This is a genomic window from Stenotrophomonas sp. STEN023 (assembly GCF_056760135.1).
This window is the reverse complement of the sequence record NZ_JBRREF010000090.1, coordinates 1-17,422: the sequence shown is the minus strand read 5'-3', so window position 1 is coordinate 17,422 and position 17,422 is coordinate 1. Positions and strand designations below refer to the sequence as shown.

The 17,422-nt window shown below is 63.9% G+C and carries 14 protein-coding genes; 10 read left to right on the top strand and 4 right to left on the bottom strand.

All coding sequences use genetic code 11. The features are described from left to right. Positions 1-212 precede the first annotated feature (212 nt). The 3 genes from ACVOLV_RS18895 (at position 213) to ACVOLV_RS18885 (ending at position 4,626) form a co-directional block, all read left to right on the top strand. Entirely contained in the window at positions 213-1,817 is a 1,605-nt protein-coding gene (locus ACVOLV_RS18895; RefSeq protein WP_481555708.1) for a peptide chain release factor 3, read from the top strand. Between the two features lie 84 nt (positions 1,818-1,901). After that, positions 1,902-2,537: a PAQR family membrane homeostasis protein TrhA gene (gene trhA / locus ACVOLV_RS18890; RefSeq protein WP_481555707.1), complete on the top strand. Its 636-nt coding sequence runs from the start codon at positions 1,902-1,904 to the stop codon at positions 2,535-2,537. 118 nt (positions 2,538-2,655) lie between these two features. Next, the gene (locus tag ACVOLV_RS18885) at positions 2,656-4,626 is read left to right on the top strand and encodes an AsmA family protein (protein WP_481555706.1); all 1,971 of its coding nucleotides are present in this window, start codon (positions 2,656-2,658) and stop codon (positions 4,624-4,626) included. Positions 4,627-4,637: 11 nt separating this feature from the next. Here ACVOLV_RS18885 and ACVOLV_RS18880 read toward each other — a convergent pair whose 3' ends face one another. Genes ACVOLV_RS18880 through mtgA form a run of 3 tightly spaced genes read right to left on the bottom strand, consistent with a single transcriptional unit; the run spans position 4,638 to position 6,828 of the window. Next, positions 4,638-5,069 (bottom strand): CBS domain-containing protein, encoded by a 432-nt coding sequence (locus ACVOLV_RS18880; RefSeq protein ID WP_481555705.1) that lies wholly within the window; start codon positions 5,067-5,069, stop codon positions 4,638-4,640. Beyond that, positions 5,029-6,051: a glycosyltransferase family 2 protein gene (locus tag ACVOLV_RS18875; RefSeq protein WP_481555704.1), complete on the bottom strand. Its 1,023-nt coding sequence runs from the start codon at positions 6,049-6,051 to the stop codon at positions 5,029-5,031. Before ACVOLV_RS18875 ends, ACVOLV_RS18880 begins: the two co-directional genes overlap by 41 nt. 27 nt (positions 6,052-6,078) lie before the next feature. Further along, the gene (gene mtgA / locus ACVOLV_RS18870) at positions 6,079-6,828 is read right to left on the bottom strand and encodes a monofunctional biosynthetic peptidoglycan transglycosylase (protein ID WP_481555703.1); all 750 of its coding nucleotides are present in this window, start codon (positions 6,826-6,828) and stop codon (positions 6,079-6,081) included. Between the two features lie 74 nt (positions 6,829-6,902). Between mtgA and hslO the strand changes: the two genes are divergently transcribed. The 3 genes from hslO to ACVOLV_RS18855 all read left to right on the top strand — a co-directional run bounded on the left by hslO (position 6,903) and on the right by ACVOLV_RS18855 (position 11,926). Continuing rightward, entirely contained in the window at positions 6,903-7,796 is an 894-nt protein-coding gene (hslO, locus tag ACVOLV_RS18865; protein ID WP_481555702.1) for an Hsp33 family molecular chaperone HslO, read from the top strand. A gap of 151 nt (positions 7,797-7,947) precedes the next feature. After that, positions 7,948-8,775 carry an XOO1806 family protein gene (locus tag ACVOLV_RS18860; RefSeq protein WP_481555709.1) on the top strand — a complete coding sequence of 276 codons (828 nt, stop codon included), beginning with the start codon at positions 7,948-7,950 and terminating at the stop codon, positions 8,773-8,775. A 253-nt stretch (positions 8,776-9,028) separates the two neighbouring features. Further along, complete coding sequence (locus ACVOLV_RS18855; RefSeq protein ID WP_481555701.1) at positions 9,029-11,926, top strand: TonB-dependent receptor; 2,898 nt, start codon at positions 9,029-9,031, stop codon at positions 11,924-11,926. A gap of 279 nt (positions 11,927-12,205) precedes the next feature. Here ACVOLV_RS18855 and ACVOLV_RS18850 read toward each other — a convergent pair whose 3' ends face one another. Continuing rightward, on the bottom strand, positions 12,206-12,808 hold the full coding sequence (locus ACVOLV_RS18850) for a TetR/AcrR family transcriptional regulator (protein WP_303747121.1): 603 nt from the start codon (positions 12,806-12,808) through the stop codon (positions 12,206-12,208). 165 nt (positions 12,809-12,973) lie between these two features. On the opposite strand from ACVOLV_RS18850, the gene ACVOLV_RS18845 reads away from it, so the two are divergent. From ACVOLV_RS18845 to ACVOLV_RS18830, 4 genes are all read left to right on the top strand, one after another. Further along, on the top strand, positions 12,974-13,879 hold the full coding sequence (locus ACVOLV_RS18845; RefSeq protein ID WP_481555700.1) for an alpha/beta fold hydrolase: 906 nt from the start codon (positions 12,974-12,976) through the stop codon (positions 13,877-13,879). Next, positions 13,876-16,356 carry an acyl-CoA dehydrogenase gene (locus ACVOLV_RS18840; protein ID WP_481555699.1) on the top strand — a complete coding sequence of 827 codons (2,481 nt, stop codon included), beginning with the start codon at positions 13,876-13,878 and terminating at the stop codon, positions 16,354-16,356. Before ACVOLV_RS18845 ends, ACVOLV_RS18840 begins: the two co-directional genes overlap by 4 nt. A gap of 66 nt (positions 16,357-16,422) precedes the next feature. Further along, positions 16,423-16,905, top strand: coding sequence for a hotdog fold domain-containing protein (locus ACVOLV_RS18835; protein ID WP_481555698.1), 483 nt, complete (start codon positions 16,423-16,425; stop codon positions 16,903-16,905). Between the two features lie 3 nt (positions 16,906-16,908). Beyond that, complete coding sequence (locus ACVOLV_RS18830) at positions 16,909-17,313, top strand: hypothetical protein (protein ID WP_481555697.1); 405 nt, start codon at positions 16,909-16,911, stop codon at positions 17,311-17,313. The last annotated feature ends 109 nt before the right edge of the window (positions 17,314-17,422 follow it).

The following is a 17,422-nucleotide window of genomic DNA, read 5'->3' as shown; positions in this document are numbered from 1 at the left end:
GGTGGGTGGTGGTGCTCGGCCCGGCCGGCGGGGGCGGGGGGGGGGGCGGGGGCGCGCCCCCCCCGGCGGGCCGCCCCCCCCCCCCCCCCCCCCCCCCCCCCCCCCCCCCCCCCCCCCCACCACCGCCTGCCGCCGGTCATCCTTGCTGGGCTGGTGGCAGGTATAATCGCCGGTTCATTCGTTTCTGATGCGCCCGGGCGGGCGCCCCTGCCATGTCCGAAGTCGCCACCGAAGCCGCGCGCCGCCGCACCTTCGCCATCATTTCCCACCCTGACGCCGGCAAGACCACGCTGACCGAAAAGCTGTTGCTGTTCGGGGGCGCGATCCAGATGGCCGGCTCGGTCAAGGGCCGCAAGGCTGCGCGCCACGCCACCTCGGACTGGATGGCGCTGGAAAAGGAACGCGGCATCTCGGTCACTTCCTCGGTGATGCAGTTCCCGTACGAAGGCAAGATCATCAACCTGCTCGACACCCCCGGCCACGCCGACTTCGGCGAGGACACCTACCGCGTGCTTACCGCGGTGGACTCGGCGCTGATGGTGATCGACGTGGCCAAGGGCGTGGAAGAACGCACCATCAAGCTGATGGAAGTCTGCCGCCTGCGCGACACCCCGATCATGACCTTCATCAACAAGCTCGACCGCGAGGGCAAGGACCCGATCGAGCTGCTGGATGAAGTGGAGACCGTGCTCGGCATCCAGTGCGCCCCGGTCACCTGGCCGATCGGCATGGGCCAGCGCCTGAAGGGCGTGGTGCACCTGCTGACCGGCGAAGTGCACCTGTACGAACAGGGCCGCAACTTCACCCGTCAGGATTCGACCATCTTCCCGTCGCTGGATTCGCCCGGCCTTGCCGAGAAGATCGGCGAGAAGATGCTGGCCGACCTGCGCGACGAACTGGAACTGGTGCAGGGCGCCAGCCACCCGTTCGACGTCGAGGCCTACCTGGCCGGCAAGCAGACCCCGGTGTTCTTCGGCTCCGGCGTCAACAACTTCGGCGTACAGCCGCTGCTGGATTTCTTCGTCGAGCACGCACCGGCACCGCAGACCCGCGCCACCACCGGCCGCGACATCGTGCCGCAGGAAGACAAGCTGACCGGCTTCGTGTTCAAGATCCAGGCCAACATGGATCCACAGCACCGTGACCGTGTCGCCTTCATGCGCGTGTGTTCGGGCCGCTTCACCGCCGGCATGAAGACCTTCCATGTGCGTACCGGCAAGGAAATGAAGCTGGCCAACGCGCTGACCTTCATGGCCAGTGATCGCGAGATCGCTGCCGAGGCATGGCCGGGCGATGTGATCGGCATCCACAACCACGGCACCATCTCCATCGGTGACACCTTCACCGAAGGCGAAGCGGTGACCTTCACGGGTATTCCCAACTTTGCCCCGGAACTGTTCCGCCGCGCCCGCTTGAAGGATCCGCTCAAGCTCAAGCAGCTGCAGAAGGGCCTGGCGCAGTTGTCGGAAGAAGGCGCCACCCAGTTCTTCCGCCCGCTGATGAGCAACGACCTCATCCTGGGAGCGGTCGGCGTGCTGCAGTTCGACGTGGCCGCTTACCGGCTGAAGGACGAGTACGGCGTGGAAGCAGTGTTCGAGCCGGTCTCGGTGATCACCGCACGCTGGGTGACCTGCAGCAATGCCAAGAAGCTGGAAGAGTTCCGCGAGAAGAACGCCAGCAACCTGAGCATCGATGCCGCCGGCCACCTGGTCTACCTGGCACCGACGCGGGTCAACCTGCAGCTGGCCCAGGAACGCGCGCCGGACGTGCGGTTCTCCGCCACACGTGAGGCCGCGCACACGGTTTCGGTCGCCTAAGTCTGATGGCGGCGTGCACACGCCGCCGTTCGGGGTGATGATAGCGGGCACCGGGCCTCCCCCCAGCCCGCGCCCCCATTACCCATGACTGCATCCGTTGCATCGATCCGCGAAGAAGTCGCCAGCGCCCTCACCCACGGTCTGGGCGCGGTCAGCGCTTTGGCTGGCGGTGCCGTACTCATCACCCTGGCAGCGATCTATGGCGATGGCTGGCAACTGGCCAGCGCGATTGTCTTTGGCATCGCGCTGTTGCTGCTGTACACCGCCTCCACCCTCTACCACGCCATCCAGCACCCGGTGGCCAAGGGCCGGCTGAAGATCTTCGACCACTGCGCGATCTACATCCTGATCGCCGGCACCTATACACCCTTCACCCTGATCGGCCTGCGTGGCCCGTGGGGCTGGGGACTGTTCTCTGCGATCTGGGCGCTGGCCGTCTTCGGCGTCATCTTCAAGCTGTTCTACACCGGCCGCTTCAAGAAGCTCTCGACCGCGATCTATATCGCGATGGGCTGGCTGGTCATCGTCGCGATCAAGCCCATGTGGGCTTCGATCGATGGCTGGACCTTGGGCTGGCTGTTCGGTGGCGGCGTGTTCTACACCCTGGGCACGGTGTTCTATCACCGCGAACAGCTGCCCTACTCGCACGCGATCTGGCACCTGTTCGTGATTGCCGGCAGCGTCTGCCACTTCGTCTCGGTGACCGCGCAGATCCTGTAAGCGCAACGGATCCGCAAGCTCAACAGGATATCCCGGCAACATCCTGGCTACACCTTGTTCACGTCACGCCAATGCGCGGTTCGCGCGACGTGAACACGGCCCCCGCCACGATGGGGACGTGACTACTTCCCCACCCCCGGCCACGCCAACAGCGTCGCGCTGGCGATTGCAACGCCCCGGCAAGCGCGGCCAACGCTGGCTCATTGCCGTTGCGGCGGTGCTGATCGCGATCCTCGTGCTGATCCTGCTGTGGGACTGGAACTGGTTCAAAGGCCCGTTGGAACGTGCCGTGCAGGCCCGCACCGGCCGCGTCCTGCAGATCGGCAACCTGGACGTGAATCTGGGCCGCACCACCACCGTTCGTGGCGACAACATCCGCTTCGCCAATGCCAGCTGGGCAAAACAGCCGCAGATGGCCAGCGCTGATCGCGTCGAACTGGATATCCGCATCTGGCCCCTGCTGCGCGGCAGCGTGCAGATGCCGGAGATCCGCCTGAGCCGCCCCGATGTGCTGCTGCAGACCGCGCCGCGCAAGGGCGAGCCTGGCAACTGGGACTTCCTCGGCGGTGGCGGCGGCGAACCGCCGCAACTCAAGCGCCTGCATATCACCGACGGCAAGCTGCAGTTCCTCGACGAACCCGGGCGCACCCGCGTTGACCTGACGGTGCACAGCGGCACGCCGAAACAGGCCGATGCCGCACCTCCGGTGCTGATCGAAGGCAAGGGCCGCTGGCAAGGTGCGGCGTTCACCCTGAAAGGTGGCACCGAATCGCCATTGGAACTCAGCAACAGCGCGCACCCGTTCCGCATCCATCTCGATGCCCGTGCTGGCGCCACCCACGCCATCGCCAGCGGCACGTTGACCAATCCCTTTCAGTTCCAGGTGTTCGACCTGCAGTTCCAGCTCAGCGGGCAGGATCTGGAAGACCTCTACCCACTGATCGGCATCGCCATTCCTTCGTCGCCGCCGTACCGGCTGGATGGGCGACTCAAGCGCGAGTACCAGCGCTGGCGCTACGAGAAGTTCAGTGGGCGGGTTGGTGACAGCGACCTGGCCGGCGATGTGGAGATCGATGTGGCCGGCGAGCGCCCGCGACTGACTGCCAACCTGTTGTCCAAACGACTGGACTTCGACGATCTCGCAGGCTTCATCGGTGCGCCACCGAAAACCGGCGGCGATGAATCGGCAAACGCCGAACAGAAGGCCGAGGCAGCACGACTTGCCGACAAACCAACGCTGCTGCCCGACAAACCCTATGACCTGAGCAAACTGCGCGCGATGGACGCCGACGTGCGCTGGAAGGCACAGCACATCAGCGCGCCCAAACTGCCACTGGACGACATGGACGCGCACCTGCTGCTGGACAACGGCCTGCTGCGGCTGGAACCACTCAACTTCGGCGTGGCCGGAGGCGACATCCGCAGCACCATCCGCATGGATGCGCGACGCCCGCAGATCAGCACCACCCTCAATGCCAGCCTGCGCGGGGTCCAGCTTGGCCAGCTGTTCCCGGATGCCAAACTGGCCGAACAGGCCTCCGGCGGCATCAGCGGCAATCTCCGCCTGAGCGGCAGCGGCAACTCCATCGCCGCGATGCTGGGCAGCAGCAATGGCGATGTCGCGCTGGGCATGGGCCGCGGCCATATCGGCAACCTGCTGATGGAGCTGGCCGGGCTGGATGTAGCAGAATCACTGAAATTCCTGTTCACCGGTGACAAGCAGATTCCGCTGCGCTGTGCCTTTGCTGACTTCGGTGTGCACAACGGACTCATGCAATCGCGTGCATTGGCCTTCGACACCACCGACACGCTGGTTGTCGGTGAGGGCACGGTCAATCTCAGGCAGGAACAATTGGATCTGTTGCTGCGCCCGCGCCCCAAGGATGTGAGCATCCTCGTCTTGCGTTCGCCGCTGCGTATCGGCGGCAGCTTCAAGGATCCATCCTTCCGTCCTGACTTCAAGGCATTGGGTCTGCGTGGCGCGATCGCCCTGACCTTGGCCAGCATTGCCCCACCCGCAGCGCTGCTGGCCACGATTGAAACCGGGCCGGGCAAGGATGTGCAGTGTGGCGGGCGCTACGCCAGGTAGCGCCTACGGACTCAGGTGCCGGTGATGTATTGCTGCAGTTGGCCCAGTTCGCGGCGCTGCGCCTCGATCACCGCCTTGACCAGGTCGCCGATCGAGATCACGCCAACCACTTCATCGCCATCCACTACCGGCAGATGACGGATGCGTCGGTTGGTCACCAGTTCCAGGCATTGCTCGACGGTGACTGTCGGTGCCACAGTGACCAGCTCGGCGGTCATGATCTCGCGCACCGGCGTGCTGGCCGAAGACCGGTCCATCAAGACGATCTTGCGCGCGTAGTCACGCTCGGAAAGGATGCCGACAAGATTGCGGCCCTCCATCACCAGCACCGCGCCAATGCCCTTCTCGGCCATCAGGCGGATTGCCTGCACCACCGCCACATCCGGCGGCACAGCGTGGATCTCAGGGGACTTGGCCCCAAGCAACTGTCGAACGGTCTGCATGGCGTTCTCCTGCGCTGGCGGATGGGGCAGATACTGCCACGTTCGCCGGCTGCCATGTATCCACCAGGTACAAGGGCCGCTGCTTGGCCTCCATGTACAGGCGGCCGAGGTACTCGCCGATCAGCCCCAGCGCGATCAGCTGCACGCCGCCCAGGAACAGGATCGCCGCCATCATCGTCGGCCAGCCGGCAACCCGGTCGCCATACAGGGCCGCCTTGCCGATCACCCAGGCAGCGAAGGCGAATGCTCCCGCAGCCGTGAACAGGCCCAGGTAGGTCGCCACCCGCAATGGTGCGGTGGAAAAGCTGGTGATGCCCTCCAACGCGAAATTCCACAGCTTCCAGAAACCGAACTTGCTGCTGCCCGCCAGGCGCGGCTCGCGCCGGTACGGCAAGGCGATGCGTTTATAGCCCACCCAGCCGAACAGACCCTTCATGAAACGATGGCGCTCACGCAGCTGCCGCAGGCCAGCCAGCGCACGCGCTGACAGCAGACGAAAATCGCCTGTATCGGCGGGAATCGGCGTTTTCGACAAGCGCCCCATCACCCGGTAGAACGCCGCTGCAGTTAAGCGTTTCAACCAGCCATCACCGCCGCGCTCAACACGCGTGCCATAGACATCGTCATAACCTTGCTGCCACAGGGCAACGAACTGCGGGATCAACTCGGGCGGATCCTGGCCATCGGCATCAAGAAGAATCACCGCTCCATCTTCGATGAAATCCAGCCCCGCCGTCAGCGCGATCTCCTTGCCGAAATTACGCGACAGCCGCAGCACAGACACCCGCGGCTCCTGCGCTGCCAATTCCTGCATCACCAACCACGTGGCATCGCTGCTGCCGTCATCGACATACAGAATGCGGCCATCGACATCAGCTGCCAGCGCCTGCAACTGGGCGCATAGGCGCGGATGCAGCAGCGGCAGCGCATCCTGCTCGTTGAAAGCGGTGATCAGCAGGGTCAGGCGTTCAGGCGGGCTCATTGCGCAAGTCTACCCAGAGCCGCACATTCAATTGCCATCGTCGACATAATCGGCCCCGCCCAACTGTCGCGCCTGCCGCTGGATCCACGCGGCGCGGCGCTGCACATAGGGCCCGGGCTTGGCCGCGTTGTAGCGCCGTGGCGACGGCAGTACCGCCGCCAGGCGGGCGCTTTCCGCAGGGCTCAAGCGCGCTGCATCCTTGCCCCAGTATGTGCGCGATGCCGCCTGCACCCCGTAGATGCCATCACCAAACTCAGCGACGTTGGCATACATCTCGATGATGCGTTGCTTGGGCCACAAGGCCTCGATCAACACCGTGTACCAGACCTCCAACCCTTTACGCAGCCAACTGCGGCCCTGCCACAGGAACACGTTCTTGGCGGTCTGCTGGCTGATGGTGCTGGCACCGCGCAGGCGGCCGCCGCGCTCGTTGTGCTTGCGCGCCTTCTCAATTGCCTGCAGGTCGAAGCCGTTGTGCTCAGGAAAGCGCTGATCCTCCGCCGCTACCAGCGATATCGGCACGCTGCGCGCCATCTCGTCCAGGTCACGCCACTGGTAGCTGATGCGGAACTTCCAGTCACCCTGGGCCAAAGCCTCCACCTGCCGGAACAGCATCACCGTTGAAAACGGCGGATCGACAACGCGCAGCACCAGCACCTGCAGCACACTGAACACGACAAACACCACCGGCGCCCATAGCAAGCGCCGCAACCAGCGCCGCCGGCGCCCTGTTCCCGTCCCCTGCTCCACCTTGAGCTCGGCCTGCTCCGCCCCCATTGATATCCACCTTGCAAGACTCTTTGTCCGGCGCATTATCCGGCACCGACCCCACCTCGCGTAGATTCAGCCCCATGACCGACACCTCCGATCTGCTTGTCCGCTTCCTTCTGCCCGCCGCCGGCGTGCGCGGCGTCCACGTCCGGCTGGGCCAGGCATGGCGGGAAATCCTCTCGCACGGCACCTATCCCGCCACCGCCGCCCGCCTGCTGGGCGAAGCAAGCGTGGCCTCGGCACTGTTTACCGGCCACACCAAGGTCGATGGCCGGCTGTCCATTCAGCTTCGCAGCAGCAGTGCCCTGCGCGCACTGTTCAGTGAATGCACCTCAGCCGGCACCCTGCGCGGCATCGTCCAGCTGAACGACGGTGAGGATGCCCCGGTCACCCTGTCAGGCCTCGGCGACGACGCCCTGTTGGCCATCACCATCGAAAACCCCGGCCTGGATCCGCGCGAGCCGCAGCGCTACCAGAGCCTGGTCGCCCTGACTGGCGACAGCCTGGACGAGGCGTTCGAAGACTACTTCCGTCACTCCGAACAGCTGCCGACCCGCCTGTTGCTGGCCAGCGACGGTGAGCATGCAGCTGGCCTGCTGCTGCAGAAACTGCCCGGCGACGAAGGCGATGAGGACGGCTGGGTCCGCGCTGGTGCGCTGTTTGACACGCTCGGCCGCGACGAACTGCTGGCCCTGCCGGGCAGCGAATTGCTGCACCGCCTGTTCCATGAGGAGAACCCGCAGCTGGTTGGCGACAAGACCCTGTGCTTCGGCTGCTCCTGTTCACGCGAGCGGGTCAGCTCCATGCTGCAGTCGCTCGGCGAGGAGGAGGCGCGCGCTGCCGCCGAGCCCACCGGCCAGGTGGAAGTACGCTGCGAGTTCTGCGGCCAGGAATATCACTTCCCATTAGCAGAATTTGGCGTATTGTTCAGTTCCACACCGGCTAACCAGCCCGCTCCCGAGCGGCTGCAATAACGGCCCAACGAGTTGCGTTCTGGGGAGGGCGAAGACTTGTTAAGAAACCATAAACCGCATAGGATCGAGAACTCACGCGCCGGGAACTTCCTGGCGCCAACGGGGTCTTACTGAGTCCATGAACGCCTTATTGCGCCTACCGCTTGCCCTGATGATCGCCCTTGGCGTGGTCACGGGCGTGCATGCGCAAAGCAAGCCGCGCGCCATGGACAGCACCGTGCTGCCGGTCTGGAACCGCGGCAGCGGCAAGGTCGAGGCCCTGCTTTACCTGGAACCCACCGGCACCCAGAACGTGGGCGCACGCTGGAATCTTGGCCAGAGCTCGCTGGATGCGGCATTTGGCCTGTCCTCGGGCGACTCGCTCGGCCTGCTCTGCAACAGCAGCCGCGGCAGCAGCATTGGCGGCCTTGCCAGCCATTGCATGTTGGCCAGCCTCGGCGATGACGACGACAGCAACAACGGCCGTCATATCTCGGCAACCACCGCGTTCAACCGCCCCGGTGGCCGCGTCGGCGTGAGCGCTGGTACTGGCCGCGACACGCTCCCGGCCTGGTTGTCGGGTGGCAATAAAAGCGGCGCGGCGCGGGTCGAGCAGAACGACCTGACTGTATTCGGGCAGAAGAACATCGGCCGCGAAGGCTTTGTCTCCATCGGTGGCACCTACGCCAAGGCACGCTTGGTGCCGTTGACCGACGCCGCTCCGGCGGTGGTTGACCAGTGGGACAGCAAGAGCCTGACCGTTGGCGGTGGCTACGGCGCCTTCAGCGCCAATGTCATCGGCCGCGTTGTCGACGCCCCCGGCCAGAGCGGCAAGTGGGAAGGCCTGGGCCTGGGCATCACCTGGCGCACGCCATGGAGCGGCCAGCTCACGGTCGGCGCGGAAAACGTGATCACCCGCGGTAAAAACCCGTTCTCACCGCGTAACGAAAGCAACGACGACGGCGCAATCCCGTACGTCCGTTACGAACAAGACCTGTAAAAAACTTTCGGCTTGAAACCTCCAGCGCTCCGTACATCGGGGCGTTTTGCGTTCCTGCGTGCTCACCTCAAGGAACAAGCAAGAGCACCCTTTGCTGAATTGGAGTGTGTTTCACAACATCATTAACCAATCTTTAATTTATTTGCAGTCGCAAGTACTATCGGTCTCAAGCCGATGGTTTTGGGTCCGCATTTCGGATCCGCCAGCGGTCTTCCCAGCTATACCAAGTCCACTTGGCAGAGAGAGAGAACCAATGATTTGCAAGACCAACAAACTGCGTGACGCAGTTGTCCTTGCGCTTGTCGCAAGTGCAGGCACCACCGGTGTCGCCTATGCCCAAGACGCTGAAAAGGGTGCAACCAACCTGGATCGCATCCAGGTCACCGGCTCCCGTATCCGTTCGGTTGACGCAGAAACCTCGCAGCCGGTTCTGACCCTGAGCCGCGAAGCAATCCAGCAGACCGGCCGCACCAGCGTCGCTGACGTTCTGCAGCAGATCGCCACCAACGGCGCTGCGATCAACACGCAGTTCAACAACGGCGGCGACGGTTCCTCCGGTGTCGACCTGCGCAACCTCGGCTCTTCGCGCACTCTGGTGCTGGTCAACGGCCGTCGCTGGGTCTCCGCACTGGATGGCAGCGTCGATCTGAACACCATCCCGTCGGCCATGGTCGAGCGTATCGAAGTCCTGAAGGACGGCGCCTCCTCGATCTACGGTTCGGACGCCATCGCCGGCGTGGTCAACATCATCACCCGCGAAGATTTCAATGGCGGTGAAGCCCATGTGTATCGCGGCCAGTTCAGCAAGGGCGACGGCGAGCGCGAAGGCTACGACCTGACCCTGGGCACCAGCAGCGACCGCGGCAACCTGGTGTTCGGCGCCAGCTACGTCAAGGAAAAGGCCGTCAAGGCCGGCGCACGCAAGATCTCGCGCGACCCGGTGTACGGCCTGGGTTCGAGCCAGTACAGCGGCCAGACCGCTGACGGCGGCATCTGGGACCTGACCGTCGACGATATCCCTACCGATGACATGGACTACTGGGATTCGATCGCCGGCAGCAAGGACAAGGCCACCGCCGACCGTGCAGGCATCGACCGTTGGGTTGTCAACAAGGGCGCCGATGGCCGCGTTCTGCCGGGCAATTTCCACACCTATGGCAATGCCGACAAATACAACTACGCCGCTGACAACTACCTGCGCACCCCGCAGGAGCGCAAGTCGATCTACATCCAGGGCCGTTATGACCTGACCGATTCGATCGCACTGCGCACCGATGCGCTGTACAACCAGCGTAACTCGGCCCAGCAGCTGGCCGGCTTCCCGCTCAGCGCAGGCAGCTACATGGACGGCTCCGAGGGTCTGTCCAAGGACAGCTACTACAACCCGACCAAGGGCGCTGCCGACGCACGCAACCTCAACTGGAACCGTCGCCTGGTCGAACAGGAGCGTTTCTATGAGCAGGACGTCAAGACCCTGCATTGGTATGGCGGCCTGGAAGGCTCGTTCCAGTTTGCAGACCGTTACTTCAACTGGGATGCTGGCCTGAGCTACAACTCGAACGACCAGATCGACACCCAGGTCGGCGACGTCAACATGGCCAACCTGTACCAGGCTACCGGCGCGTCCTTCATGGATACCGATGGCGTGGTCAAGTGCGGCAGCCCGGGCGCCGTGATCGAAGGCTGCGTGCCGTTCAACCCGCTGTCCAGCGCAGGCAACATGCCGCAGGAAATGCTGGACTACATCCTGTTCACCGCCAAGGACAAGTTCCAGAACAAGAGCAAGAGCTTCACCGCCAACCTGGCCGGCGACATCGTCGAACTGCCGGGCGGCATGATGGGCTTCGCTGCTGGCTACGAGCACCGCAAGGAATCCGGCTACGACCTGCCGGATGCTTTCGTCTCGGCAGGCATGAGCTCGGGCAATGCCCGTCAGCCGACCAGCGGTGACTACAGCCTGGACGATCTGTACCTGGAACTGGCGATCCCGCTGCTGAAGGACCTGCCGGGTGCCGAGGTGCTGGAATTCAGCGTGGCTACCCGCTATTCCGACTACAGCAACTTCGGCAATACGCTGAACAGCAAGTTCGGCTTCAAGTGGAAGCCGTACGCTGACCTGCTGGTCCGCGGCAACTGGGCCGAAGGCTTCCGTGCACCGTCGATCTCCAACATGTTCGGTGGCGGTTCCGCTTCGTACGAAGGCTACGGCGACCCCTGCTCCAGCGACAGCCCGTTCATTGGCAATGCCGCCGTGGCCCAGCGCTGCGCCGCAGCCGGCATTTCCGCTGCCTACAAGCAGCGCGAAAAGTACGGCGACCAGACCCCGTGGCCGTTCGATTGGGTTTCCAACCAAGAACTGACTCCGGAAACCTCGACCTCCAAGACCTTGGGCCTGGTGTTCAGCCCGAGCTTCCTGAAGGGCTTCGACGTGTCGCTGGACTGGTGGCAGATCAACATCAAGAACGTGATCAGCCGTCCGCAGGTCACCTACATGCTTGACCAGTGCTATGTGGAAGGCAACCAGAGCTGGTGCGACATCGTCAATGAAGGCCTGACCCGCAACGCACTGGGCCAGATCACCTACCTGAAGATGGGCCTGGCCAACCTGGGCGAGACCGAAGTGGAAGGTTACGACCTGACCATGCGCTACTCGCTGCCGGACACCCGCTTCGGTGCATTCTCGTTCATCTGGGACAGCACCTACATGTCGTCCTATCGCACCAAGGCAACCCCGGACGCCGATTGGGATGCTTCGGAAGTGGGCACCTACGTCAAGGACACTCCGGTCTGGCGCATCCGCTCCAACCTGACCGCGAACTGGACCTATGGCGACTTCGGCCTGACCTGGACCACCCGCTACTTCTCCAGCCTGGTTGAGAACTGCAAGTATCCAACCGTCGCATCACTGTGCAGCGATCCGAACCGCGTCACCGCTTCCGGCAAGGACCCGCAGAACAAGCTGGCTGCAACCACCTATCACGACCTGCAGGCGCGCTACAACGTGCCGTGGAATGCAACCGTGTCGGTGGGCGTGAACAACGTGTTCGCGAAGGAACCGCCGGTGGCTACCCAGGCGTTCGCCAACAGCTTCGACTACCAGTACGACACCCCGGGGCGCTACTACTACATGGAGTACCGTCAGCGCTTCTGATCGTAGTCTGATCAGTTGAAACAGAACGGCCCGGGTTTCCCGGGCCGTTTTCATTTCCATGCTGCGATGGCGCGGCACAACCCCGAGCAGATTCCAGCCCGCTCAGTCGTTGGACACCGATTCCGATCAGGCCCCCGGCATGAACATCGAACCCGCGCCGAGCGGGGCTGCGGAAACGGCAGGGCTATTCGCGACTGTCGTTGCACGCAGCAGGCACCTCGCTGCAAAAGAAAAGGCCGCATCACTGCGACCTTGCTCCGTCACTTGTGTTCGAACAACTCAGCCGTTCGGAATCAAGGTCTCGATCACATGCTCGACATAGGCCTCGAAGTCTTCGCGCGCCTGCTTGGGCTGCTGCAACTGCAGCGACAACTGCAGAAAGCCCACATATGCGGCATAGGCAAGCCGGGCACGATGGCGCGCATCAGTGGAACTCAGCCCGGCCTGGCGGAACGAGGCAATCAGGTATTCCATGCGCCGCTGCGAGACGCGATCGATGACCGGACGCACCATCGGGTTGTCCAGGGCCTTGAGCAGCTCGCTGTAGATCACATGCGGAGTGACCTCATGGGCGACCAGCTGGAACAGCGCGCGCAGCCGCGTACGTGGATCGGGCACCTCTTCCAGGCTGCCGAAAACCTGCTGCTGTTCGACGACTTCCCAGCGCTCCAAGGCCGCTTGCAACAGCGCGTCGCGCGAGGGGAAATGCCAATAGAAGCTGCCCTTGGTCACGCCAAGGCGACGCGCCAGCGGCTCAACCGCGACCGCGCCCACACCCTGTTCAGCGATCAGGTCCAAGGCCGCTTGCGCCCAGTCGTCCGCGCTCAGGCGGCTGTTCCGCGTGCTGCGGGACTCGGTGCTGGAAACTGAAGAATCGTTCATGGGCAGATTTAACCATACGGCGGGGACTGGTTGCAGTATGTAGACAACAAAAACCCGGACAATCTGGCAAATAAATGACCAGGCCTGGCGCCCTCCTCCTGCCCAGTCAGCATTTCCATACTCATAGGTATTGACAGTCATTCAGGCCATTCCATACCATCAGGTATGGTTACGCCAACTCCTATCTCTGTTACCCCTGAAGACATCCGTCTGGAAGGCGCGCATGGCGCTGGCCTGGGCGCGACCAGAACCGGCGGAAAACAGCCCTGCATCCTGTTCGCGCATGGCTTCGGCCAGACCCGTGGCGCATGGACTGCAACAGCAGACACACTCAACGCCGAAGGCCACGCCACGCTCAGCTATGACGCGCGCGGCCATGGCGATTCGGACTGGAATACAGGCGATCTGCCTTATCACGGCGATCAGTTCACCGATGACCTGATCGTGGTCGCCGGCGAGCTGCCGCGCCCGCCCGTGCTGGTCGCCGCTTCGATGGGCGGCCTGTTCGGCCTGATGGCCGAGGCGCGCTGGCCGGGCCTGTTCTCGGCGATGGTGCTGGTGGACATCACCCCGCGCTGGGAAACCAGCGGTGTGGAGCGCATCCTTGCCTTCATGAGCGCGCATCCGGACGGCTTCGCCTCGCTGCAGGCCGCCGCCGATACCATCTCCGCCTACATGCCGCACCGCCCGCGCAAGAGCGAAGATTCGCTGCGTGCGCTGCTGCGCCCAGGCAAGGATGGCCGCTGGAACTGGCATTGGGACCCGCGCCTGGTCGACGAACTGGCGCGCGACAGCGAGCAGCACCAGGGCGTGATTGCTGACGCCGCACGGCAGGTGCAATGCCCGCTGCTGCTGGTCAGCGGTGGCCGCAGTGACCTGGTCTCGCCGCAGACCGTTGAAGAATTCATGGCGCTGGTGCCACACGCGCAACATGTCCATCTGCCGCACGCCACCCACATGGTGGCCGGCGATGACAACAACGCGTTTACCGCCGCTGTGTTGAACTATCTGGACGCACTGCCTTCCGCAGCGTCCGCCCGAACCGAGCACGTTACCGGAGCACGTCCATGAGCATCGTCGTACCTTTCCTGGCCCTGCTGCTTGCAGCGGCCTTTGTTGCCTACCACCGCATGCGGCTCGTCGTCTGGACGATCATCAGCGTTGCAGCCCTGGCCATCTGCTGGTTTGCCGGCGTCAACCAGACCGCGATCATCGTTGCTGCCGCCATCGTTGCGCTGATCTGCGTGCCGGTGCTGCTGCCGTTCCTGCGCAAGCCGCTGATCACCGCGCCGTTCATGGGCGTGTTCCGCAAGGTGTTGCCACCGCTGTCCAAGACCGAGCGCATCGCGCTGGAAACCGGCTCGGTTGGCTTTGAAGGCGAGCTGTTCACCGGCGACCCGGACTGGAACATCCTGCTCAGCTACCCCAAGCCGCAGCTGACCGCCGAGGAACAGGCCTTCATGGATGGCCCGGTGGAAGAACTGTGCAAGATGGTCAACGACTTCGAGATCACCCATGTGCACGCGGACCTGCCGCCGGACATGTGGGAGTTCATCAAGAAGAACAAGTTCTTCGGCATGATCATCCCGAAGGAATACGGCGGCCTGGGCTTCAGTGCGCTGGCCCACCACAAGGTGATCCAGAAGCTGGCCTCGGTGTCGAGCGTGGTCAGCTCCACCGTTGGCGTGCCCAACTCGCTGGGTCCGGGTGAACTGCTCAATCATTACGGCACCCAGGAGCAGAAGGATTACTACCTGCCGCGTCTGGCCATCGGCCAGGAAGTACCGTGCTTCGGCCTGACCGGCCCGTTCGCCGGCTCCGATGCCACCTCCATCCCCGACTTCGGCATCGTCTGCAAGGGCATGTGGAAGGGCGAGGAAGTGCTGGGCCTGAAGCTCACCTTCGACAAGCGTTACATCACCCTGGCACCGGTCGCGACCCTGATCGGCATGGCCTTCCGCATGTACGATCCGGACGGCCTGCTCGGCGACACCAAGGACATCGGCATCACCCTGGCACTGCTGCCGCGTGACACCGATGGCGTGGAAATCGGCCGCCGCCACTTCCCGCTGAACTCCACCTTCCAGAACGGCCCGATCCGCGGCAAGGACGTCTTCATCCCGATGAGCCAGCTGATCGGCGGCGCCGAGAAGCGCGGCCTGGGCTGGAACATGCTCAACGAGTGTCTGGCCGTTGGCCGCTCCATCACCCTGCCCTCCACCGCCTCCGGTGGTGCCAAGGCCGGTGCGGTGGTGACCGGTGCCTATGCACGCATCCGCAAGCAGTTCGGCCTGTCGGTCGGCCGCTTCGAGGGCGTGGAAGAAGCGCTGGCCCGCATCGGCGGCAAGGCCTACAAGATCAGCGCGCTGTCGCAGGCCACCGCAGCCGCGGTCGACCGTGGCGACGTGCCGTCGGTGCCGTCGGCGATCGCCAAGTACCACTGCACCAACATGAGCCGCGAAGTCATTTCCGACGTGATGGACGTGATCGGCGGCAAGGGCATCATCCTCGGCCCGCGCAACTTCGCCGGCCGCAGCTGGCAGGCCGCACCGATCGCCATCACGGTGGAAGGTGCCAACATCATGACCCGCTCGCTGCTGATCTTCGGCCAGGGCGCCATCCTCTGCCACCCGTGGGTGCTGAAGGAAATGAAGGCCGCGCAGGATGAAGACCGCAAGGCCGGCCTGCGTGAATTCGACCAGGCGCTGTTCGGCCATGTCCGTTTCGGCATTTCCAATGCCGTGCGTTCGCTGTGGTTCGGCCTGACCGGTGCGCGCTTCGGTGCCGCCCCGGGCGACGCTTACACCCGCCGCTACTTCCGCAAGCTGGACCGTTACTCGGCCAACCTGGCATTGATGGCCGACATCTCGATGATGACCCTGGGCGGCAAGCTCAAGTTCAAGGAATCGCTGTCTGGTCGCCTGGGTGATGTGCTCAGCCACATCTACATGACCAGCGCCATGCTCAAGCGTTACCACGACGAAGGCGCACCGAGCGCCGACCAGCCGCTGCTGGCCTGGGCCTTCCACGACAGCGTGCACAAGATCGAAGAGTCGCTGTCGGCTGCACTGCGCAATTTCCCGATCCGTCCGATCGGCTGGTTGATGTGGGCACTGATCTTCCCGTTCGGCCGTCGCGCCGAAGCTCCGGGTGATCGCCTGAGCCGCCGCGTTGCCGCCACGCTCATGGCACCGGGCGAAGCGCGTGACCGCCTGGCCCAGGGGGTGTTCCTGACCCCGTGCGAGAACAACCCGGGTGGCCGCATCAACAGCTACCTGTCCAAGGCGATCATGGCCGAGCCGGTGGAACGCAAGTTCATCAAGGCGTTGAAGACCAAGGGCATCGAAGCGCTGACCTTCGCCAGCCAGCTGGACGAAGCCGTGGCCGAGGGCGTGATCACCCAGGACGAGCGCAAGCTGCTGGAAGAGCTGCGCGAGATCACCATGGACACCATCACCGTGGACGACTTCGAGCCGCATGAACTGCGTTCGGCCGGCTACTACGACCTGCCGGGCAAGCAGCGCCCGCAGCCGCAGCAGGCCGCGTAAGCCAATCCACATGCAGTACCGACGGCGGGCCTTGTGCCCGCCGTTTTCATATCAGGACACCACGCCATGACTGCGCCCCTGCTCTCGCTATACCGTCGTTTTACCCGCTGGCCCGCCGGCAACTGGCTGTTCTCGCGTGCTGTCTGCTTCAAGGCACCCTACTTCGCCAGCATCTCGCCAACCATCACTGCACTGGAACCTGGCCGTTGCGAAGGTGTGATCCGCCAGCGTCGCCGCATCAGCAACCATATCGGCACGGTGCATGCGATCGCGATGTGCAATCTTGCCGAGTTGGTCGGCGGGGTGATGGTGGATGCCAGCCTGCCGGCTGACATGCGCTGGATTCCCAAGGGCATGCAGGTGAAGTACCAGGCCAAGCCGCTGGGTGTGTTGAGGGCGGTGGCGACGCCGCAGCAGCCCATCATCAGCGCCGACCACGGCTACGACTTGCCGGTGCAGGTCAGCGTCACCGATGCCGCCGGTACCGAGGTCTTCCAGGCCATCATCGCGATGTGGGTATCGCCACGTCCCAGCCGCAGTGGAAGCTGACGCATGCAGATCGCGGAATGGATGCTGCGTCTTGGCGGACTGCACTGTCTGGGCTTTGCCCTGTTCCACCTCGCGTTCTGGGGTTTGTTCGGCTGGAAACACGAGCTGGCAAAGCTAAGCGCAGCCAACCGCGCAATCATGCAGATCCTCAACCTGCGCCTGGTCTACGTGTTTGTGGGAATGGCCGTGCTGTCACTGGCGTTCACCCGCGAACTGCTCGATACCCGGCTGGGGCACGTGGTGTTGGCTTTCATGGCCGTGTTCTGGCTGGGCCGCACTATCGAGCAACTCATTTTCCTGCGCATCAATAACTGGCGCGTGCACCTGCTGACCGCCTTGTTCGTACTCGGTGCGGTGCTGTACGCAGTGCCGTTGTGGCTGGGATTCGCGCGCTACATCAGTCGCTGATCCACAGCGATGCCCGGTAGTGCCGAGCCATGCTCGGCAGGGGCCTTACAAGCCAACCCCAACGTGGTGCCGAGCCATGCTCGGCAGGGGCATTGCCCGTAGAGCCCCC